This is a genomic window from Rahnella sp. BIGb0603, assembly GCF_024808755.1.
In the GTDB taxonomy this organism is placed as follows: Bacteria; Pseudomonadota; Gammaproteobacteria; order Enterobacterales; family Enterobacteriaceae; genus Rahnella; species Rahnella contaminans.
This window is the reverse complement of the sequence record NZ_JANUEX010000007.1, coordinates 241,841-263,310: the sequence shown is the minus strand read 5'-3', so window position 1 is coordinate 263,310 and position 21,470 is coordinate 241,841. Positions and strand designations below refer to the sequence as shown.

Annotated in this window: 18 protein-coding genes and 1 pseudogene; 8 read left to right on the top strand and 11 right to left on the bottom strand. The window is 53.7% G+C overall.

Annotation, left to right across the window (positions count from 1 at the left end):
• Positions 1-1,029, top strand: coding sequence for an iron-enterobactin ABC transporter permease (fepG, locus tag M2403_RS19345; RefSeq protein WP_259230559.1), 1,029 nt, complete (start codon positions 1-3; stop codon positions 1,027-1,029).
• Positions 1,026-1,829, top strand: coding sequence for an ABC transporter ATP-binding protein (locus tag M2403_RS19340; protein ID WP_259230558.1), 804 nt, complete (start codon positions 1,026-1,028; stop codon positions 1,827-1,829). Before fepG ends, M2403_RS19340 begins: the two co-directional genes overlap by 4 nt.
• Here the strand turns inward: M2403_RS19340 and fes are convergent.
• Positions 1,818-3,149: an enterochelin esterase gene (gene fes / locus M2403_RS19335; RefSeq protein WP_405047841.1), complete on the bottom strand. Its 1,332-nt coding sequence runs from the start codon at positions 3,147-3,149 to the stop codon at positions 1,818-1,820. The genes M2403_RS19340 and fes overlap by 12 nt on opposite strands.
• A gap of 233 nt (positions 3,150-3,382) precedes the next feature.
• Here fes and M2403_RS19330 point away from each other — a divergent pair, with 233 nt between their 5' ends.
• Complete coding sequence (locus M2403_RS19330; RefSeq protein WP_259230555.1) at positions 3,383-5,653, top strand: TonB-dependent siderophore receptor; 2,271 nt, start codon at positions 3,383-3,385, stop codon at positions 5,651-5,653.
• A 70-nt stretch (positions 5,654-5,723) separates the two neighbouring features.
• Here M2403_RS19330 and gdhA read toward each other — a convergent pair whose 3' ends face one another.
• The 8 genes from gdhA to malK form a co-directional block, all read right to left on the bottom strand.
• Positions 5,724-7,067 (bottom strand): NADP-specific glutamate dehydrogenase, encoded by a 1,344-nt coding sequence (gene gdhA, locus M2403_RS19325; RefSeq protein ID WP_259230554.1) that lies wholly within the window; start codon positions 7,065-7,067, stop codon positions 5,724-5,726.
• Between the two features lie 114 nt (positions 7,068-7,181).
• Positions 7,182-7,667 carry a methylated-DNA--[protein]-cysteine S-methyltransferase gene (locus M2403_RS19320; protein WP_152327266.1) on the bottom strand — a complete coding sequence of 162 codons (486 nt, stop codon included), beginning with the start codon at positions 7,665-7,667 and terminating at the stop codon, positions 7,182-7,184.
• A 175-nt stretch (positions 7,668-7,842) separates the two neighbouring features.
• Positions 7,843-8,541: a phosphatase PAP2 family protein gene (locus tag M2403_RS19315; protein WP_152327267.1), complete on the bottom strand. Its 699-nt coding sequence runs from the start codon at positions 8,539-8,541 to the stop codon at positions 7,843-7,845.
• Positions 8,542-8,607: 66 nt separating this feature from the next.
• Complete coding sequence (locus M2403_RS19310; protein ID WP_165061452.1) at positions 8,608-9,045, bottom strand: DUF2000 domain-containing protein; 438 nt, start codon at positions 9,043-9,045, stop codon at positions 8,608-8,610.
• A gap of 51 nt (positions 9,046-9,096) precedes the next feature.
• A complete protein-coding gene (locus M2403_RS19305) occupies positions 9,097-9,936 on the bottom strand; it encodes an AraC family transcriptional regulator (RefSeq protein WP_259230553.1) in 840 nt (279 codons plus the stop codon).
• Positions 9,937-10,158: 222 nt separating this feature from the next.
• Positions 10,159-11,055, bottom strand: a complete 897-nt coding sequence (gene malM / locus M2403_RS19300; RefSeq protein WP_259230552.1) for a maltose operon protein MalM — start codon at positions 11,053-11,055, stop codon at positions 10,159-10,161.
• A gap of 226 nt (positions 11,056-11,281) precedes the next feature.
• On the bottom strand, positions 11,282-12,580 hold the full coding sequence (locus tag M2403_RS19295) for a maltoporin (RefSeq protein WP_165061444.1): 1,299 nt from the start codon (positions 12,578-12,580) through the stop codon (positions 11,282-11,284).
• Positions 12,581-12,606: 26 nt separating this feature from the next.
• The gene (gene malK, locus M2403_RS19290) at positions 12,607-13,716 is read right to left on the bottom strand and encodes a maltose/maltodextrin ABC transporter ATP-binding protein MalK (protein ID WP_120133221.1); all 1,110 of its coding nucleotides are present in this window, start codon (positions 13,714-13,716) and stop codon (positions 12,607-12,609) included.
• 376 nt (positions 13,717-14,092) lie between these two features.
• Between malK and malE the strand changes: the two genes are divergently transcribed.
• The 3 genes from malE to malG all read left to right on the top strand — a co-directional run bounded on the left by malE (position 14,093) and on the right by malG (position 17,811).
• A complete protein-coding gene (gene malE, locus M2403_RS19285) occupies positions 14,093-15,292 on the top strand; it encodes a maltose/maltodextrin ABC transporter substrate-binding protein MalE (RefSeq protein ID WP_259230550.1) in 1,200 nt (399 codons plus the stop codon).
• Between the two features lie 70 nt (positions 15,293-15,362).
• Positions 15,363-16,907 carry a maltose ABC transporter permease MalF gene (malF, locus tag M2403_RS19280; RefSeq protein WP_208950980.1) on the top strand — a complete coding sequence of 515 codons (1,545 nt, stop codon included), beginning with the start codon at positions 15,363-15,365 and terminating at the stop codon, positions 16,905-16,907.
• Positions 16,908-16,920: 13 nt separating this feature from the next.
• On the top strand, positions 16,921-17,811 hold the full coding sequence (gene malG, locus M2403_RS19275) for a maltose ABC transporter permease MalG (RefSeq protein ID WP_112286742.1): 891 nt from the start codon (positions 16,921-16,923) through the stop codon (positions 17,809-17,811).
• Positions 17,812-17,906: 95 nt separating this feature from the next.
• On the opposite strand, the gene M2403_RS19270 is transcribed toward malG, so the two are convergent.
• Entirely contained in the window at positions 17,907-18,818 is a 912-nt protein-coding gene (locus M2403_RS19270) for an alpha/beta hydrolase (protein WP_259230545.1), read from the bottom strand.
• Between the two features lie 190 nt (positions 18,819-19,008).
• Here M2403_RS19270 and M2403_RS19265 point away from each other — a divergent pair, with 190 nt between their 5' ends.
• Positions 19,009-19,674 (top strand): hypothetical protein, encoded by a 666-nt coding sequence (locus M2403_RS19265; protein ID WP_259230543.1) that lies wholly within the window; start codon positions 19,009-19,011, stop codon positions 19,672-19,674.
• Positions 19,675-19,718: 44 nt separating this feature from the next.
• Here the strand turns inward: M2403_RS19265 and M2403_RS19260 are convergent.
• Positions 19,719-19,850 (bottom strand): annotated as a pseudogene (locus tag M2403_RS19260) (peptidase); the annotation flags it as partial.
• Between the two features lie 60 nt (positions 19,851-19,910).
• Here M2403_RS19260 and M2403_RS19255 point away from each other — a divergent pair.
• A protein-coding gene (locus M2403_RS19255) for an IS3 family transposase (RefSeq protein WP_259230541.1) occupies positions 19,911-21,031 on the top strand; the annotation gives its coding sequence in 2 pieces (ribosomal slippage) (positions 19,911-20,169 and positions 20,169-21,031; 1,122 coding nt in all).
• Positions 21,032-21,470 lie beyond the last annotated feature (439 nt).

Genomic DNA, 21,470 nt, shown 5'->3' with positions numbered 1-21,470 from the left:
ATGAGCCAGATATTATCTGAATCCCGCACGCTGAAAAAAAACCCGCTAATTTCGCGGCCATTTCTGACAGCGCTGGCGTTAGCTTTATGCACACTCTTACTGGCGATATTTGCGCTGGGCAGCGGCACGCTGGCGCTGAAACCGGCTCAGGTCGTCAGCGCCCTTCTCGGCGATGGCCCAAAAAATCTGCACATCATTGTAACCCAGTGGCGTCTGCCGCGCGTGGTGATGGCACTGATCACCGGCGCGGCACTGGGCGTCAGCGGCGCGATTTTCCAGTCTCTGCTGCGCAATCCGCTGGGCAGCCCGGACGTCATCGGTTTTAACACCGGCGCCTACAGCGGCGTTCTGCTGGCCATCGTGCTATTCAACGCCAGCGCGGCTGAAACCATGATCTGCGCCATGGCCGGAGGCATCGTCAGTGCGCTGCTGGTTTATGCGCTGGCATGGCGTCAGGGCGTCGAAACCTTCCGCCTGATTATCGTCGGTATCAGTGTGCGTGCACTGCTGATTGCGGGCAATACCTGGCTGATTATCAACGCCTCGCTTGAGTCTGCGCTCACCGCCGGGTTATGGCATGCGGGTTCGCTCAACGGAATTACATGGGAAAAAAGCCTGCCGGTGATCGCCCTGATTGTCTTGGCTCTGTTCCTCGCCCGGCTGCTTTCCTCGCGAATGCGTTTGCTGGAAATGGGTGACGATACCGCGTGCGCGCTGGGTGTCCCGGTGGAACGTTCACGCCTGCTGCTGATGCTGGCGGGTGTGGCATTAACCGCCGCCGCGACGGCGCTGGCCGGACCCATTTCCTTTATCGCGCTGGTGGCACCACAGATTTCCCGACGCCTGTGCGCCAGCCAGCAGCACGCGTTATTTTTTGCCGCGCTGACCGGCGCACTGCTGCTGCTCGCCGCAGACGTCGCGGCGCAACGTCTCTTCCTCCCTTATCAACTGCCCGTCGGCGTGCTCACCGTCAGTCTCGGCGGTATTTATCTGATTGGTTTGCTCATCCGGGAGTCCCGCCGTTCATGAAGACTGAATATTTTTCACCGCTGTATGCGCAGAACCTGACGCTCGGTTACGACAAAAAAGTCATTGTGCGGGATTTATCGGTGTCGATCCCGGAAGGAAAACTAACGGTGATTATCGGGCCTAACGCCTGCGGGAAATCGACGTTATTACGTACGCTGAGCCGCCTGATGCAGCCGCAGTCCGGCACGGTTTTTCTCGACGGAAAACTGATTAGCGATTACGGCACGAAAGACGTGGCAAAAAGGCTGGGCTTATTACCGCAAAGTTCGACCGCGCCGGGTGATATCACGGTGGCCGATCTGGTCGGTCGCGGGCGCTATCCGCACCAGAATCTGTTCAGCCGCTGGAATGCGCAGGACACGCAGGCAGTCGATGACGCGATGCGGGCAACCGGAGTTTATGAACTGGCGGAAAGCACGGTAAATTCACTGTCCGGCGGGCAGCGGCAGCGGGTGTGGATTGCCATGGTGCTGGCGCAGCAAACGCCGTTGCTGCTTTTGGACGAGCCGACGACCTGGCTGGATATCGCCCATCAGATTGATTTGATGGAGTTGATGTGTCGCCTGAATCAGGAAAATGGCCGGACGCTGGTCGTCGTGCTGCACGATCTGAATCAGGCCTGCCGCTACGCCGGGCATCTTATCGCCATGCGCGACGGAAAAATCCTCGCAGAAGGCGCGCCTGCCGATATCGTGACGCCGGAACTGATTGAGCAGGTTTTCGGATTGCGTTGCTCAATCATCGACTGCCCGGTGTCACATACGCCGTTAATTATTCCGCTCGGCAATTTAGCCGTTTGACGGAGGATCTCCGGCGGCCCACTGTGTCTCATCCCACAGACTGCACAGGCCGTCGAGCAAACCGCCGCGCCACCACAGCGCGTCGTGCCCGCCTTCCAGCACCCGGTAACGCACCTGATTGGGGGTCGGTTTCAGCAGCGCCTCCATCTGATTATTCACGTCATAAATCAGCTTTTCGTTTCTGCCGGCTTCCATAAAGATTTTCAAATGGCTGCGTTCCCCCAGTCCTTTTTCAACCTGCGACAGGATGCTTTCCGCTTCTTGCTGATCATCACTGGCTTGCTGACGATGGCGGCGCGGCCACCAGAAAGACCCCGACTGACTCAGCACGCACCCGAAAAGTTCAGGCCAGTGCAAACCGGCATACAGCGACGAAAGGCCACCAAAACTCTGCCCTGCGACCACCGTTTTTTGCGCGTTATCGCTGTGCGCGGCCCGTTTTTTCACCTGCGGCAATAACTCGTCCTGCACCGCCAGCCAGAACTCCGGATTGCAGGTCAGCTCGCGGCTGCGGGTTTGAATATCAATAACATCGATCAGCACATACACCGCGTCGGGCAGCGCCCCTTCGCGCGTGAGCTGCGTCAGTGGCTGCCAGACGGGCATCTGTTTCGCCCAAAACTGGCCGTCGAGCAGGATCGCCAGCGGGCGCAAGGCAGGCTCCTGGCTTTCGCCGGTGGTAAACACCCAGACGTTTCGCATATTCCCCAGACGCGCACTTTTCCAGCGGAATGTTTGTAACGCCGCCGGAGCTTGCGGCGCTTTCGGGCCATCAAGATCAAACTCTTCCCAGGCGGGCTGTGGCAACGCTTCCGGCATATGCAGGCCGGACAACGCATGGGATTTTGCACCGGGCCACGGGCGATGCGGATTCAGCGGATCGTGCGTCGCGTGGCGGAAGAGGTTTTTCCACCATTCACGCGCGGCAAGCATGCTCTGATAATCATCGTTATTTTGCGGAAATTCAGCACCGGATTCGGTACGTGGGATCAGGCTGTAGCTTCCGCGCCAGTCCGCACGCAATTCGGTCTGCCAGTGCCAGACATCCGTTCCGGCCAGCCGCTGCAAACTCTGCGGCGGCGACGACTGATGGTGATCGGTGATGCCGTTGATGTTGATCCAGACACGCTGGGTCTCCGAAGTCGTTTCGTTGCCCTGCGGATCCCGCCAGAAGAACGTCACACGATAAAAACCTTCGCGCGAAGGTTCCGTCCACGGCGTTCCCCGCGCAGCAATTTCATTCCACCACGCGGCACTTCCAGCCAGAGGTTCCAACAACATGACCTGAGCCGCAGGTTTTTGCGGATGCTGATATTTCATCATTTTTTACGCTTTACAGCCTTCTGGCAGACAAGAAAAAACATTCCCGGTATGGCGCTTTACACTTTCCCTACAAATTAGGAATGGGAATCTAATTGATAATTGTTTTTATTTGCAATAGTGTGTTACCGCCCGTAACGCGGGTCAACAAAAACTACACACACAACAGGCCATCCTCCTGTTCAATCTCGCTATTTTTCAGGAAAGGATGGAATTTCAGGGCAGAATCCGACATGAAAAGCAGGCTACCACATTATTCGCTGGCAACCTTAATCGGGCTGGGATCAGCGCTTACTTTCCCCGTCAGCGCAGCAGAAACCTCCGCAACAACCGCAACAGAAACCGGGACTACGGCCGCTGAAACGCCGAAAAAAACCGAAGACACGCTGGTCGTCACCGCTGCACAGCAAAATCTTCAGGCTCCGGGTGTTTCCACCATTACGTCTGATGAAATCCAAAAACGCCCACCGGCACGCGACATCAACGAACTGATCCGCACCATGCCCGGCGTAAACCTGACCGGTAACTCCACCAGCGGACAGCGCGGGAACAACCGCCAGATTGATATCCGCGGCATGGGCCCGGAAAACACCCTGATCCTGATCGACGGTTTACCGGTGAACAGCCGTAACTCCGTGCGTCAGGGCTGGCGCGGCGAGCGTGATACCCGCGGCGATACCAGCTGGGTTCCGCCAGATATGATTGATCGCATCGAAGTGATCCGCGGCCCGGCGGCCGCGCGTTATGGCAACGGTGCGGCGGGCGGCGTGGTGAATATCATCACCAAAAAAGACACCAGCGAATGGCACGGCTCATGGAATACCTACATGAACGCGCCACAGCATAAAGAAGAAGGTTCAACGAAACGCACCGATTTCAGCCTGTCCGGCCCGCTCAGCGACCAGTTCAGTTTCCGTCTGTTTGGCGGCTACAGCAAAACACAGGCTGATTCGCAGTATATCAACGACGGCCATCAGTCCGAACGCACCGGCACCTATGCCGACACCGTTCCGGCCGGTCGCGAAGGCGTCATCAATAAAAATATCGACGCCATGCTGCACTGGGATTTCGCCCGCATGCAGTCACTTGAGTTTGAGGTGTCCAACAGCCGTCAGGGCAACCTGTACGCCGGTGACACGCAAAACACCAATACCAGTGCGCTGGTTAAAAGTATGTACGGCAAAGAGACCAACCGTATTTACCGCCAGTCCTACGCCCTGACGTACAAAGGCGCATGGGACAATGGCATTTCCACCACCAACTATGTGCAGTACGAAAAAACCCGTAACTCACGCATGGATGAAGGTCTGGCGGGCGGCACGGAGGGGATCTTCTCTGACGACAGCTTCAACACCATCGCGCTGGGCGACATTCTTGCGCACAGCGAAGTCAGTATTCCGTTTGATTTAGGCGTGCCGCAAACCGCCACGTTGGGCACTGAATGGAACCAGCAAAAGATGAAAGACCCGTCTTCCAACGTTCAGTCTATGCTCGGCGGTGCCATTGACGGTATCGACAGCACCGGTCGCAGCCCGTATTCGCAGGCGGAAATCTTCTCGCTGTTTGCGGAAGATAACATCGAACTGACCGACAGCACGATGCTGGTTCCGGGCCTTCGTTTCGATCATCATTCTATTGTCGGCAATAACTGGAGTCCTTCCCTGAACCTGTCTCAGGAACTGGGCGATGACTTCACGCTGAAAATGGGGATCGCGCGTGCCTACAAAGCGCCAAGCCTGTATCAGACCAACCCGAACTACGTGCTTTACAGTAAAGGCCAGGGTTGTGCCGCCAGCGGCGGTGGCTGTTATCTGGTAGGGAATAAAGATCTCGATGCAGAAACCAGCATCAACAAAGAGATCGGTCTTGAGTTCCACCGCAACGGCTATCAGGCAGGCGTGACGTACTTCCGTAACGATTACCGCAACAAAATCGAGGCGGGTTATCTGCCAACCGGCACATCAACGACGGGCACCACTGACGTTTATAAATGGCAAAACGTTCCTAAAGCCGTCGTTCAGGGTCTGGAAGGGACGTTGAATATTCCGGTCACCAGTACCATTTCCTGGAATAACAACGGGACTTACATGATTGAAAGTAAAAACAAAGAGACCGGCGATTATCTGTCGATCATCCCTGAATTTACGGTCAACTCCACGCTGAGCTGGCAGGCAACGGAAGATTTCTCCGTGCAGTCCACCCTGACCTGGTATGGCCGTCAGAAGCCGAAAAAATACAACTACAAAGGTGAAGCCGTAACCGGAAGTGAGAAGAATGAAGTCAGCCCGTATTCAGTGGTCGGCCTGAGCGGCACCTACGTTGCGACTAAAAATGTCAGCGTAACCGCCGGTATTGATAACGTGTTCGACAAGCGTCAGTTCCGTGCGGGCAATGCCCAGACAGTGGGTAACGCCACCACCAACGCCTATATGTACGGTGCGGGTGCAGCAACCTACAACGAACCGGGCCGGACTTTTTACATGAGTCTGAACACGCACTTCTAAGCTCAGCCTCTGACCGGTAAAAAAGCCACCTGCAAAGGTGGCTATATTGTTTCTGCAACGGACTTTCAGGTTACAGCACGCCCTGCGCCTGCATGGCATCCGCGACTTTCACGAAACCGGCGATATTGGCGCCGCGCACATACTGCGTCTGCCTGCCTTCACCGCCGTACTCCACGCATGAATGATGAATATCGAGCATGATGTGACGTAAGCGTGCGTCCACTTCTTCAGCTTTCCAGCTCAGACGCGCGGCGTTTTGTGCCATCTCCAGCCCGGACGTCGCCACGCCACCAGCATTGGCCGCTTTACCCGGCGCGAACAACACGCCCGCTTCAACGAACAGGTCAGTGGCTTCAATGGTCGTCGGCATATTTGCGCCTTCCGCCACGGCTTTTACGCCGTTGCCGATCAGCACCCGGGCCGCTTCCACGCCCAGCTCATTTTGGGTAGCGCACGGCAGCGCGATGTCTACCGGCACATTCCACGGCTGCTGGCCTTCGAGATACGTCAACCCCAGTTTTTGCGCGTAATCAGATACGCGGCCATCGCGGCTGGCTTTGATTTCTGTCAGCAGCACCAGTTTTTCCCGCGTGAAACCGGCTTCATCGACCACGGTGCCGTTTGAATCTGACGCCGTAATCACACGCGCGCCCAGCGACATGGCTTTTTCAATTGCATATTGCGCCACGTTACCCGAGCCGGACACCGCCACACGCATGCCTTCAAAATCCAGACCGTGACGTTTAAGCATGGATTCAGTGAAATAAATCAGGCCATAACCGGTGGCTTCCGGGCGGATCAGACTGCCGCCAAACGACAGGCCTTTACCGGTGAACACGCTCGCAGTGTTGTTGGAGAGTTTTTTCATCATCCCCGCCATATAACCGACTTCACGCCCACCGACGCCGATATCGCCCGCCGGTACGTCCGTGTCCGGCCCAAGATGGCGATAAAGCTCCAGCATCAGCGCCTGACAAAAACGCATGATTTCGCCTTCGCTTTTACCTTTCGGATTGAAATCACTGCCGCCCTTCCCGCCGCCCATTGGCAGCGTGGTCAGCGCATTTTTAAACGTCTGTTCAAAACCGAGGAATTTCAGAATTGATAAATTGACCGACGGGTGGAAACGCATGCCACCTTTATACGGGCCGATGGCCGAGCTGAACTGCACGCGCCAGCCGCGATTTACCTGTACCTGATTTTTGTCATCAACCCACGCAATGCGGAACTGAATCACGCGCTCCGGTTCCACCAGACGTTCTAATAAAGAAGAACGCCGGTATTGCGGATTTTGTTCGAGGAACGGCCAGAGCGTGGTCATGACTTCACGAACGGCCTGAGAAAACTCGACCTGATGCGGGTCGCGTTGCTGAACTGAGGATAAGAACTGTTCGAGGGAATGAATTTGATCCATGAGGGTAAAACTCCGTTTCGTAAGTGATGTTGTCTTTGTTATTTGCTGCTTATTTTTTGACTATGCATCGACTGACAAGCGGACATCAAGTGATTTATTTACCCGATAAAAACCCTAGGATTTACGGCCTTCCAGCTTAAGTAATAATGCTTTGTTATCCAGACCACCCGCAAAACCGGTGAGTTTTCCGGACGCACCAATTACCCGATGGCACGGCGCGACAATGGAAATCGGGTTGCGGCCATTGGCGGCACCCACGGCACGGACGGCTTTCGGGCGGCCAATACGTCGGGCGATATCGCTGTAGCTGCGCGTTTCACCAAAGGGAATTTCCAGCAGTGCCGCCCAGACTTCTTTCTGAAACTCGGTGCCGGTGAAATCAAGATCCAGCTCAAAGCGCGTGCGTTTACCGGCAAAATATTCATTCAGCTGTTGTTCGGTTTTCAGCAAAATGGGAAACGTCGGGTCTTCCATCATTTCGCCCAGTTTCACCCGGCCATCGATTTCGCATTCCCACAAGATAGCCGTCAGCTTGTCGCCTTTTGCCGCCAGTGTGAGTAATCCGACCGGTGATTCTACCCGCTTAAATCTGTATTCCATTTGTGCTTTCCTCAGCCTGTTATACGCTGTCCACTTTACCGGAAAGCCGCGAAACAGACCAAGAGGCAAAACAGGGATTTGCGGGATGTCTTCCAGAGAATCTTCGAAAAATGAAAGCGTTACATTGTTGAATGTAACGCTTCAGGGGTAGGGATACTGCCGGAGAGAAATGTGGTTATTTCAGGCCCATCTGTGCCCGCAGCTCGGCTTTTGCGGCGTCAAATTCAGCTTTGAATTCAGGCTCTTCAGAAATTCTCTGCGCAATCAGCGCGGCACCGGTACGGCTCATCACGGTATCAGAACGGTAATGAAAACCGGCCACCAGGCGATTTTCGGCATAACCGGCGGCGCGGGTGAAAAGCGCATTACGTTTTTCCGGCACCATTTCGCCCAGCACGGTCGCCATCAGGTAACCAATGGTGGAGTGCCCGGAAGGCCATGAACCGGATTTGGACTTTTTCAGCAAAGGATGAATCTGCTCATCCAGCATATACGGGCGTGGGCGGTTAAACGCTTTCTTGGCGTGATCGTCCACCACGTCTTCCGTCGCGACGACGCGGTCAAACAGCGCGGCGGTTTTCGGCAGTTTTTCGGCTGTAAAATCAGGGCCCATCACATCGGCATAACGCCAGACGTTTTCTTCAGCATCGGCAATCGCCGCTTTTTCCTGTTCCGGCGTACGGGTCGCCTGAATTTCCAGTAATTCTTTCAGCTCGGCTTTGGTCTGAGCGGAATCATCAGCTGGTGGCGCAGGCAAATACTTCGTCAGATCAAGCTGTTCAGAAGTGATGAACGGCTTCGCTTCGTCAGCAGCCTGAACAACAAACGTCGAACCCAGAGTGAAAAGCAGTAAAGCGACAAGTGACTTACGCACGGTGAAACTCCTGATATTTTGAATATCAGGAGAATAGAGAAGGAATATGACGGTTAAATGACAAATTCAGCCCAGCAGGCCGAGTTTTCCGGTCAGCTTTCTGACGACTTTCTTTTTCCCCGCCAGCGCGATCCCCAGCAGCACTAAATCACCGGTTGGCACGATGGCGACCGCTTCACGAAACGCCGCATAGTCAGTGGTCTGCTGACCTTCGACTGGGAAAATAATGCCGTCCATATCATCGTCATTAAGCAGATGCTGATGCAGTTGCGTCAGTTGCTCCGCATCGGCCACTAACACGCTGATACCGATCGGGATCAGCCCCGGATGTTCACGGTTATCGGCATCAATCAGCGGCGCGCCCACCAGCGCCGGATGGCGTTGTCCGAGCGTCAGCGCCAGTACAGCGGCGGCATTAGCGGCATGTCCGGCGGCGAGTTGCTGGTTGATGACAATCACACAGCGTTCGGGCAGCGAAGATAAAGGGGTGGCAGGCGTATTCATTATGACAGGCTCCGTTTCAGTTGAAATCTGAGCTTAACCCGTCACTTTTTCTCAATCTGGAAGATTTGTGCACAGACGCCGGTAATGTGCTGGCGTGAGCTGATAAGCACGGCGGAACCAGCGCCCGAGGTGGCTCTGATCGGCAAACCCTAAATCTGCTGCGACGGTGGCCGGCGTGTGTCCGAGCGCCAGCCCCTCCCGCGCACGGGTGAGTTTCAGCTGAATAAGATACGCATGCGGCGGCAATCCGAATTCGGCTTTAAACGCACGGCTGACCACAAAACGGCTTTCACCGGTCGCCGCCGCCAGTTGCTCAAGGCCGATATCCTCGTGCAAATGCGCGTGCAGATATTCCCGCGCCTGATGCGCCACACGTGACCACGGCGCTTCGCCCTCCGGACGCGGTGGCTGCCAGGTGAGATGCCCGCCCAGCGCACTGAGCAATCCGTCGAGCGCAGTCTGGCGGACGATACGCAAGTCTTTGCCATGCAGCGCCTGAAACGCCAGTGACGTCGCCTGCGCCAGCTGCGGATCCTGCGCTAAGGTATTTTCGAAACTCGGGTCACCGGCAGAAGAAAGGGAATCGCGTCGTGCCGCCAGTTCGCGGCCCAGCCATTGCGGGTCGAGATACAACATGTGGTACGTAAAACCACCAGGCTGCACCGCATCGCCGTCGTGAATTTCGCCCGGCTCGAGCATAAACACTTTACCCGGCAGGCTCTGATGTTTCTGACGACGGCAGCTGAATTGCTGTAATCCGTATTGGGTAACGCCGACTAAATAGCTGTCGTGCCAGTGAGGATCGTACGCATGGCCTTCGAAATGGGCGTGGATCGTCTCGATCCCGCTGTCTTTATCTTTCGATAAATCGACCCAGTTTGCAGACGCCATAGATCCCCCGCTGAATGAATTAACAACAGGGTAACAAATAGAAGGGAGGAAAAGAAATGAAGATATTGTGGTATGGCACGGTGTGCTCCCTCACCTGCGAAGGGGAGGGTTGGGTGGAGTATTAAGTTCAAAATCAAGAATTTAAAATGTCTTTAAACAAAGTGTTAGCCCTTAAACCCCACTCCCAACCTCCCCCTTCGCAGGAGGAGGAGCTAAGAAAACTTAGTGTTTCACGCTTTCGATAAAGGTTTTACGGGCAGTTTTCGAACCCAGACGTTCGGCTTCATCGAGCAGTTTCAGGGCCTTATCAACGTCTCCGGCTTTCACTGCTTTCTTAATCGCGTCGTTAAAGTAGGTTTCTGAATCGCTGAGCATGGGCTCAGTGGGTTTTGCCGGAGCAGCCGCAGGTGCCGGAGCTTGTGTGCTGCCGACCACAACCGGCGCAGCGGCCGCCAGTGCGGATGACGGGAAGATCTGACCAATCATCACGTTACCGGTTTTCTGTTCAGCGGTGACTTTCAGGCTCAGCGTACCGGTTGGGGTGTGACGGGCAATCGGATCCGGGATATCCGGCACGGCGTTACCTACGCCAGCGGCGAAGGCTTTCGCCGGGTTCACCATCTGCGTAGTTTCAGCCAGATCCTGACGGGTGGTGTAAACCAGCAGATAAATTTGTTTCTGGCCCAGTGCAGGCGTCAGTTTCAGCGTGCCTTCCAGACGGTCGCTGGAAACGATGCCTGGTTTCTGATACGGGAAATAGCTGGAAGGATAAAAAGCTGCCGGACGCATCTGCTCATCCAGCACCAGAACATTTGGCGCATACACGGTTTTACCGGTCGCGATACTGGTCAGCGTAATTTCAAGTGAACCCCGGTCGGCAGGCAATGCAAATGCCCCGACGGCACCCTCAATTTGACCCTGATTAATCTGTGCGCTGGAGGTTCCAAGCGTCACATCCTGCGTCACTGGCGGAACCAGCGGCGTCCATGAAAGGTTGCGTAAGGTCTGGCTGGAAATCGCCGGAGCGGTATTCGCATCATTTTGCGCAGCATTCACGACCGCAGGTGCAGCAGCCAGCAGGCTCAGCGACAGACACAGTGACAGCAGATTCTTTTTCATTATTGTTTCCTTTGAAATCACCATGAAGGCTGGCGGTCATCAGCGGACAACTGCCAGCCAGCACATCTTCTTTACTGCTTGTACTTTTGAAAACTGGCAAAGATTCTCGACGTCATTTGAGTTGCAGGAAGGCGGCAACTGAACTCATCCCCGGGAGCATACACAAGTATGTGACCGGGGTGAGTGAGGGCAGCTAACGCACCTGCGGCTCAAAGGACAAAGAGAATTACCACCAGATTTCCATCTGGGCACCAAATGTCACTTCATCGTCATTACCACGGCTGAAGGTTCTTGTGCTGGTGTCGTTCATCGCTAAGCCATTGTTTGCGCCGCTGTCAGTGTCGTAGCCCCACTTTTCATCCCAGTTTGCGTAGGTTGCAAACACGCGGATGGCCGGACGTGACCAGATGCTGTCGCCAGCCTGCCATTGCTGCGCCAGGGTGACTTTGTACTGACCGTTGCGATCGCCGGTACGCTGCGATTTCACGTTGTCGTAACCGACTTCCAGCAAGGTGCTCATGATCGGGGTCCATTTGTACATTGGACGGACACCGACGGTATACCAGGTTGTCCCGTTATTGTTATCGCGGTCAACGTCCTGATACATCGCCACGTACATCAGGCTCCAGGTATCGTTGAAGTCGATGGCACCGTGGTCGAGAACGCGGATCATGCTGCCGTTGTTATCGATAGCGGCACCGTTGGAGTGGCCGTTTGCCGCGCCCTGACCCGGATCGGTCATGGAGTCAGAGGCGTATTGCAGTACGAATTTGTTATAGCCGTTGTAGATGCTTTGCGTGTGTTCCGCAGTTACCAGGAAACCGTCTTTGGTCGCATTGTCTGCGAAGGAATACCCGTCACGCGCATTGGCACGACCGTAATCCACGCCTAACTCCAGCACGCCGCCCGGGTTAGTTTGCAGGCCTGCCAGACGAACGTCGAACACGTCGTTGGACGTTGGCACTTCGTTACGCTGGTCGGCGATATACCCGTAGGAACCGCCGCTTTCGGTGTTACGGGTCGCTGCCAGAGACAATTTACCAAAGCCCAGATCCACATCTTCCAGACCGGCACCCGGACCTGAAATATCCCAGTAGTAGAAGTCGATCATGTGAACGTCATGACGTTGGTAGAAACGCTTACCGGCCCAGATGGTGGAGCCCGGCAGCCATTCGATCAGGTTCTTACCCTTCACGTTTGCTTCGCGGAAAGCCGGATCGGTTGACTCCCAGTCGTTCTGCTGTGATACGGAATATGCTACGTTGGTGTCGAAGTAGAAGCTCTTATCCCCTTCTTTCCACACTTCCTGACCGAGTTTTAACTCCGCATAGGTTTCACACTCGTTACCCAGACGGTATTTACTGTCAGCGCCTGTCGCTTTGAAACATTGCTGCTCGCCGCCGCTGCCCGTCCAGCCAATGCCCGAACGGGCATAACCGGTAAAATCTACTGCCATTGCTTGTGTAGAAAGGATTCCGGCAGCCACTGCCAGCGCCAGGGAAGAACTACGCATTGTAATCATCATTTTCTCCTGTAGGGGATCGCGTGCTTTCAAACACCAGATTCGGGATGTAACCGGCGACATGCAGTTCCGTCCTCGCGGAACAGATGGCAGCGGTGTGGTGGCAACCCGATGGCGAATGTTGCACCTTCTTCTACCAGCACCACGTCGTTCTGGCGGTACACCAGGTTCTGACGAATTGCCGGAATTTGGATGTGGATCTGTGTTTCATTACCCAGTTGCTCGACGACCTGGACTTCACCGGAAAGCGTCACTTCCGCGACGTCGCTTGGCAGAAGATGTTCAGGACGGATACCCAGTGAAAGGTTGCTGCCGACTTTCACGTCGGTGCCTTCGACAGGCAGCCAGACCTGCTGACGGTTTGGCAACTCGACCTGCACGCGTGCAGGTTCAGCGCCGGTGACTTTCACCGGCAGGAAATTCATTTTCGGAGAGCCGATAAAACCGGCGACAAAACGGTTGGCGGGATAGTGATAGAGTTCGAGCGGCTTACCGACCTGCGCGATATGTCCGGCGTCGAGCACCACGATTTTATCGGCCAGCGTCATCGCCTCGACCTGATCGTGCGTCACGTAAATCATGGTGCGTTTCAGGCGTTTATGAAGACGGGAAATCTCGATACGCATCTGCACACGCAGCGCGGCATCGAGGTTGGAAAGCGGCTCATCGAGCAGGAATACCGTCGGTTCAGCGACCAGCGTACGGCCAATCGCCACGCGCTGACGTTGTCCACCGGAAAGCGCTTTCGGGCGACGGTCGAGCAGATGCGCCAGCTGCAATACTTCGGAGACCTGATTCACCCGCTGGTTGATTTCAGCTTTTTTCGCGCCCGCCAGTTTCAGGCCGAAAGACATGTTTTCAGCGACGGACAAATGCGGATACAACGCATAAGACTGGAACACCATGCCGATCCCACGTTCCGCAGGTGGCACTTCGTTCATACGTTTATCACCAATCTTTAACTCACCTGAAGTGATGTCTTCCAGGCCGGCAATCATGCGCAGCAACGTCGATTTGCCGCAGCCCGATGGCCCGACAAACACTACAAATTCGCCCTCTTCGATTTCCAGATTGATGTCGCTGGAAATCACGGTTTCGCCAAAGGCTTTGTACACGCTGTTAAGGGAAACGCTCGCCATCCTGAACTCCTGTACTTGCTGCCAGCGGGAAATCTCAATGCAACGAAGAGTGAAGGATTAGCGGTTAAGCGTAATCATCCGTAACAAAGTTTTTCATGGGGGAGGAGCAGGGAGGATGACCAATTCATGCAACCGGATGAAAGTTCACGTCAAAAATCAAATTCGTGATCTGAATGGCAAAAAACGAACCATTTTTTTGAGTGATAAGCCACATAACGCCTGAGAGTGTCGGCGGGATCACATTCTGAGGGACGGGGGCGTAGAGGGGGGGATGATGAAGCCCTGACGGGTTAAATCCACACTGGCGTCGTACCTTGCCTTTTCCGTCTAAGACGGGAAGAAAACCGACTCCTAACAGGAATAAAAGGACTGGATTATGAGCCTCAGCATTAAGAAGATCGTGAAAAATACACTGGCACTTTCGGCGCTGGCTACCCTGGTGCTGTCATCTTCCGCGTTTGCCAAAATAGAAGAAGGAAAGCTGGTCATCTGGATCAACGGTGACAAGGGCTATAACGGTCTGGCGGAAGTCGGTAAGAAGTTTGAGAAAGACACCGGCATTAAAGTCACGGTAGAACATCCGGACAAACTGGAAGAAAAATATCCGCAAGTGGCAGCCACCGGCGACGGCCCTGACATCATCTTCTGGGCGCACGACCGTTTTGGCGGTTACGCACAATCCGGCCTGCTGGCTGAAATCAGCCCGGATCAGGCCTTCAAAGACAAACTGTTCCCGTTCACCTGGGACGCCGTGACCTTTAACGGCAAGCTGATCGGCTACCCGGTTGCGGTCGAAGCGCTGTCGCTGATTTACAACAAAGACATCATCAAAGAAGCGCCAAAAACCTGGGAAGAAATCCCTGCGCTGGACAAAGAGCTGCGCTCCAAAGGCAAGAGCGCCATCATGTGGAACTTGCAGGAACCGTACTTCACCTGGCCAATCATTGCCGCTGACGGGGGTTACGCTTTCAAGTATGAAAACGGCAAATACAACATCAAAGACACCGGCGTAAATAACGCAGGTTCTCAGGCTGGCCTGCAATTCATCATCGATCTGGTGAAAAACAAACACATCAACGCCGACACCGACTATTCCATTGCCGAAGCCGCGTTCAACAAAGGCCAGACCGCGATGACCATCGACGGCCCGTGGGCATGGTCAAACCTCGACAAGAGTAAAATCAACTACGGCGTGACGCTGCTGCCGAGCTTCCACGGCAAACCGTCTAAACCGTTCGTCGGTGTACTGACTGCCGGGATCAACGCCGCCAGCCCGAACAAAGAACTCGCGAAAGAGTTCCTGGAAAACTATCTGATCACCGACGACGGTCTGGCTCTGGTCAACAAAGACAAACCACTGGGCGCCGTGGCGCTGAAAACGTATCAGGAACAGCTGGAAAAAGATCCGCGCATCGCCGCTACCATGGCTAACTCCAAGAATGGCGAAATCATGCCAAACATTCCGCAGATGAGCGCCTTCTGGTACGCAGAACGCAGCGCCATCATCAACGCAGTAAATGGCCGTCAGACTGTTCCTCAAGCCCTGAAAGACGTCGAAACACGCATTACCAAGTAATGCCGAAGCATTAGCTCAATGAACGGTGCGGGACTCACGGGTTCCGCGCCGTGAATAAAAGGATTTCCCTATGAATGCTCGAAAAAAACGGCCGTTCAGCACTGCGTTAAAATGGCTGGTGATCAGCCTGCTCGCCTGCTTTACCGGTTATCTGATCGTGCTGATGTATGCGCAGGGTGAAACCCTTTTTGCCGTTCTGACGCTGATACTGTCCAGCCTCGGCTTATACATTTACGGTAACCGTCACGCGTATTCATGGCGCTACGTTTACCCTGGACTTGCAGGAATGGGGCTGTTTGTCCTGTTCCCGCTGATTTGTACCATCGCGATCGCTTTCACCAACTACAGCAGCACCAACCAGCTGACGTTCGAACGTGCGCAGTCCGTTCTGATGGGACGTGAGTTTCAGGGCGGAAAAGCGCTGAACTTTGCCCTCTATCCGGCAGGTGATAAATGGCAGCTGGCGCTGACGTCGGCCGATGACAGCGAAACGCTGGTTTCGCCACCTTTCGCCTTTAACGCTTCTGCGCCACAAACGCTGGAGATGCTTCCGCAAACTGCCCCTTCTGCTGAAAAAGCCGGGCTGCGCGTAGTAACTCAAAACCGGGCGGCGCTGGGCCAGCTTTCGGCTCACTTACCCGACGGCGAAACGCTGCGCATGAGTTCCCTGCGCCAGTTCTCCGGCACGCAGCCGCTGTACAAGCTGGGCGAAGACCATAAGCAGCTGACCAACGTACAGACTGGCACGATTTATCGCCCGAACATGAAAACCGGTTTCTATCAGGCAGTGAATTCGCAGGGTGAATGGCAGGCCGAACAACTCAGCCCCGGTTTTACCGTCGGGATCGGCTGGGGAAATTTCCTGCGTGTACTGCATGACGAAGGGATCCAAAAACCCTTCCTGTCTATTTTCGTCTGGACGATTGTTTTCGCGCTGCTGACCGTGGTGCTGACCGTCGCCGTCGGCATGGTGCTGGCCTGCGTCGTGCAGTGGGAAGAGCTGAAAGGCAAAGCAGCGTACCGCATCCTGCTGATCCTGCCCTATGCGGTTCCGGCTTTTATTTCGATACTGATTTTCAAAGGGTTATTCAACCAGAGCTTCGGGGAAATCAACCTGATGCTCAGCGCGTTGTTTGGTATCAAACCGGCCTGGTTCAGTGATCCGTGGACCGCCAAAAGCATGATCATTATCGTCAACACCTGGCTCGGTTATCCGTACATGATGATCCTGTGTATGGGCCTGCTGAAAGCCATTCCTGACGATCTTTATGAGGCGTCGGCAATGGACGGGGCCACACCGATGCAGAATTTTTTCCGCATCACGCTGCCGTTGTTAATCAAGCCGCTGACGCCGCTGATGATCGCCAGTTTTGCCTTTAACTTTAATAACTTCGTGCTGATCCAGCTGCTGACCAACGGCGGCCCGGACATGCTCGGTACCACCACACCGGCCGGTCATACCGATTTGCTGGTCAGTTATACCTACCGCATCGCTTTCGAAGGCGGCGGTGGGCAGGACTTCGGGCTGGCGGCGGCGATTGCCACGCTGATCTTCCTGCTGGTGGGCGCGCTGGCTATCGTGAACCTGAAAGCTTCACGCATGAAATTCGACTGAGGAGAAACAGAAAATGCCCATGGTTAAACCTAAGTCGCAAAAAGTCAGATTACTGGTGACGCATCTTTTGCTGCTGTGCTTTCTGGCGCTGATCCTGTTCCCGCTGCTGATGGTGTTCGCCATCTCCCTGCGGCCGGGTAACTTCGCCACCGGCAGCCTGATCCCCGATCAGGTCTCATGGGATCACTGGAAACTGGCGCTGGGAATTGCAGTGACCAACAGTGACGGCAGCATTACGCCGCCACCCTTCCCGGTCATGTTGTGGTTGTGGAACTCGATCAAGATCGCCGGGATCACCGCCGTCGGGATCGTGGCGCTTTCCACTACCTGCGCCTACGCCTTTGCCCGTATGAAATTCCGCGGTAAAAGCTCGCTGCTTAAAGGAATGCTGATCTTCCAGATGTTCCCGGCGGTCCTTTCTCTGGTGGCGTTATACGCCCTCTTCGACCGCCTCGGCATGTACGTGCCGTTCCTCGGGCTGAACACCCACGGCGGCGTGATCTTCGCGTATATGGGCGGCATCGCATTGCACGTCTGGACCATCAAAGGGTATTTCGAAACCATCGACGGCTCGCTGGAAGAAGCCGCCGCGCTCGACGGTGCCACTCCGTGGCAGGCCTTCCGCCTGGTGCTGCTGCCGCTGTCGGTGCCGATTCTGGCAGTGGTCTTTATTCTGTCATTCATCGCTGCGATTACCGAAGTGCCGGTAGCATCGCTGTTACTGCGCGACGTGAACAGCTACACCCTGGCGGTGGGTATGCAGCAGTATCTCAACCCGCAAAACTACTTGTGGGGCGACTTCGCGGCTGCCGCAATTCTGTCTGCCATCCCGATTACGGCAGTGTTCCTGATAGCCCAACGCTGGCTGGTCGGCGGCCTGACGGCAGGCGGGGTGAAAGGTTAACTGTTTTAAAATCTAATGCGCTTGTTCCATTTGTTTGATTCCCTGTGTCTTCAGCGGCCTGACAGGCCGCTTTTTTTTGTCTGAAAACTCATGGCTTACAGAGTGCTGAGGCGGGCTGCGATATCGCGCATGGCATTTCGCGCCGTCTGGCTGATTCCGCCAAGCTGGAAAAAACCGTGGATAACGCCCGGATAACGCTGCGCTGTGCAGCTGACGCCCTGTTCCGTCAGGCGGGTAAACAACATTTCACCTTCATCGCATAACGGATCGTATTCGGCTGTCATGATATGCACCGGCGGCAGCCCGGAGAAATCATCACGCCATAACGGACTGACTTCGGGATGCATAAAATCCGTGTCAGGATAATAAGCTTCAAAACCGCTGAGCAACGTGTCGCTGGTGAGGACGTAATCAAAACCATTACGCTGATGGCTGGCAGATGACGCAGTGGCGTCAATCATCGGGTAAATCAGAACCAATTGCTGAGGCAACCACTGCCCCGCATCGCGCAGACGAAGCGCTGTTATAAGGGCAATATGTGCGCCCGCGCTGTCTCCCGCAAAGGCAAGGCGGCGGCGATCAACACCCAGCCTCCCGGCATGTTCCCGGATCAGATTTGCAGCACGTTCTGCATCATCGTGCGCTGCCGGATAAACATGCTCAGGTGCCAAACGGTATTGAACCGCAATCACCCGACAGCCGCTGAAAAAGGCTAGCTGACGCAACTGATTATCATGCGTCGCAAAACCGCCACTCACAAAACAGCCGCCATGAAAATAGATCACCGCAGGCAGTATTTCATCCGCATTTGAAGGCGACACAACGCGCAATGAAATGCCATCGATAACCACATCTTCAACATTTACGCGCTGCTCAATGTCCCCTGCTAAAACCGTGCTATCAATATACCCGGCACGACGTGCCTCATAAGTCTGACTGCGTGATGACGGACGACCTGCGGCGATAAAATCACTAACGAGGGAGGCGATTTCGGGTTCCAGAGGCATGGGGGCTTCCTGAGTGTGGGGGGAATTTAGGATTGTAATGCGGCTATCGGAAAGAGGAAATATCTTGAAGCTACTATAACTAATGATCAACCCCAATCTGAAAATAAATTATATATATCGATGATTGTGCAAAAATAAATCAAATAAGATAGAATATCTCGGTTATTTTAAAAAACATAAGGATATAATGATGAGCACTAAATACCTTAATATATTAAAATTAATTGAGATTGAAGAAAAAAGAAAGAGAGTAAAAAAAGAAAAACATGACTCTGACGTATTTATCCTGCTATTGTGTATTGTGTTAGTTGCCATTTCTGTAACACTTGCTTTTATCTATCATATAACTAAAAATGATTGGATTAAATTATCAAGTATAGTTCTACTTCTACTAGCTTATATCACTCTTCCTGTCATGAATGCATATAAAATCTACTCACACCGAGCAAAAATAAAGAGGTCATTTGCTCTGCCTTTTCGTGATTCAGTTGATCTCAATATAAAATCTGAGTTTTTTATAGATGGGAAATATCTCCCATACCTCACTAAATTGAAAAATGAAGAATTGCGACTAGGAATTTTAGAGGTCAAGCATGAAAGAACATGTCTGGAAAAACGAATGACACTTATGATCGGACCTATTGATAAGTTCGGTATTCTTCCTGGCGTCGTGGCTACCATAGCAACATTAATCAAAATCCCAGGTGCTTATAATTGGGTAACCGCTATCGCTTACGGGTATATAGGGCTAACCTTCATCTCAATATTTTTCTACCAACTAATAATGCGATATGACCGGATGATCGCACTGACTGAGTTAGCACTCGAAATTAAATCCGAAGCCTCGAAAATTTAAGCGAGGCTGTGGAATTACTTTATGTAGTCTGCTTTTATGCTAGCTCATCCTAAAGCTTTATAAACTGCATCAACAGGTTCTGAATAGAAGCTGATTTGGAATTTTGAGAACAGTTCTGCTGGAACCGATGGAATATCCATCGCGGAGGCCATTGGCAGTAAGATTTGACCTGCTCCCCGTTGATTAGTACACCCCGATGTTAGTAATGTCTTCATAAGCCACATGAGGACATCCCCATGAAGAAGCGTTTTTCCGACCAACAGATCATCAGTATTCTCCGCGAGGCTGAAGCCGGGGTATCCGCCCGTGAACTCTGCCGCAAGCACGCCATTTCCGATGCCACGCTTTACACATGGCGTAAGAAGTATGGCGGTATGGAGGTGCCCGAGGTTAAGCGCCTGAAGTCGCTTGAAGAAGAGAACGCCAGACTCAAAAAGCTGCTGGCCGAAGCCATGCTGGATAAGGAGGCGCTTCAGGTGGCTCTGGGGCGAAAGTACTGACGACAGACCAGAAGCGGGAAGCCGTGGTACTGATGTGTCATGCGACCGGTCTGTCGCAACGTCGTGCCTGCAGGCTGACAGCTTTGTCCCTGTCGACCTGCCGCTACGAAGCGCAGCGTCCGGCGTCAGATGCGCACTTATCCGGACGCATCACCGAACTGGCACTGGAGCGCAGACGTTTTGGCTACCGCCGCATCTGGCAGCTGCTGCGCCGCGAAGGGCTTCATGTCAATCACAAGCGCGTGTACCGGCTTTATCATCTCAGTGGCCTGGGGGTAAAACGTAGACGACGACGTAAAGGGCTGGCAACAGAACGTCTGCCGCTGCTCCGCCCGGCGGCACCCAATCTAACCTGGTCGATGGATTTCGTCATGGATGCGCTGGCGACCGGTCGGAGGATCAAGAGCCTGACCTGCGTGGATGACTTCACGAAGGAGTGCCTGACTGTAACCGTTGCCTTCGGGATTTCAGGCGTGCAGGTCACGCGTATTCTGGACAGTATTGCGCTGTTTCGCGGCTATCCGGCGACGATAAGAACTGATCAGGGCCCGGAATTTACCTGCCGCGCGCTCGATCAATGGGCCTTTGAGCATGGCGTGGAGCTGCGACTTATCCAGCCCGGCAAGCCGACACAGAACGGATTCATTGAGAGTTTTAACGGACGCTTTCGCGATGAATGCCTGAATGAACACTGGTTCAGTGACGTCAGTCATGCAAGGAAAATTATCAGTGAATGGCGTCAGGATTATAATGAGTGCCGCCCGCACTCAGCGCTGAATTATCAGACGCCGTCTGAATTTGCGGTGGGCTGGAGGAAGGGTAATTCTGAGAGTGAAGGATCCGACATTACTAACTGAGCGTTGTATCTAACCTTGGGGGCAGGTCAGCGAGACATCGCGCAAAAATAGATAGGGGGATTGTACTGTTCTTGAATAGATCATGCCATCTTCAACTCAGGTATTCATGACACGCCGCATAGCAGAAGGGATATCGTTCAGGCTAGAAATGCATCTACATAATGGATTTTTTAATTTCCGTATATTACACATAGGGATAAAAAGAGAAGGGAAGGATTTCAGGTATAAAAAAAGCCACCCGTGGGTGACTTGATTTTCATACTAATGGTGCGAAGGCCGGACTCGAATAAAAAAGTCAAACCATTGAAATTAAAATAAAAAAACATAAAAAATAATTTATTGACCACCAAAATGACCACCAAATTTGATATCAGAACTAACTATGTAATTTTCCTCTGTGGCGACTAAGGTTTACCAGTCGTTGAGATAAATAATTAAT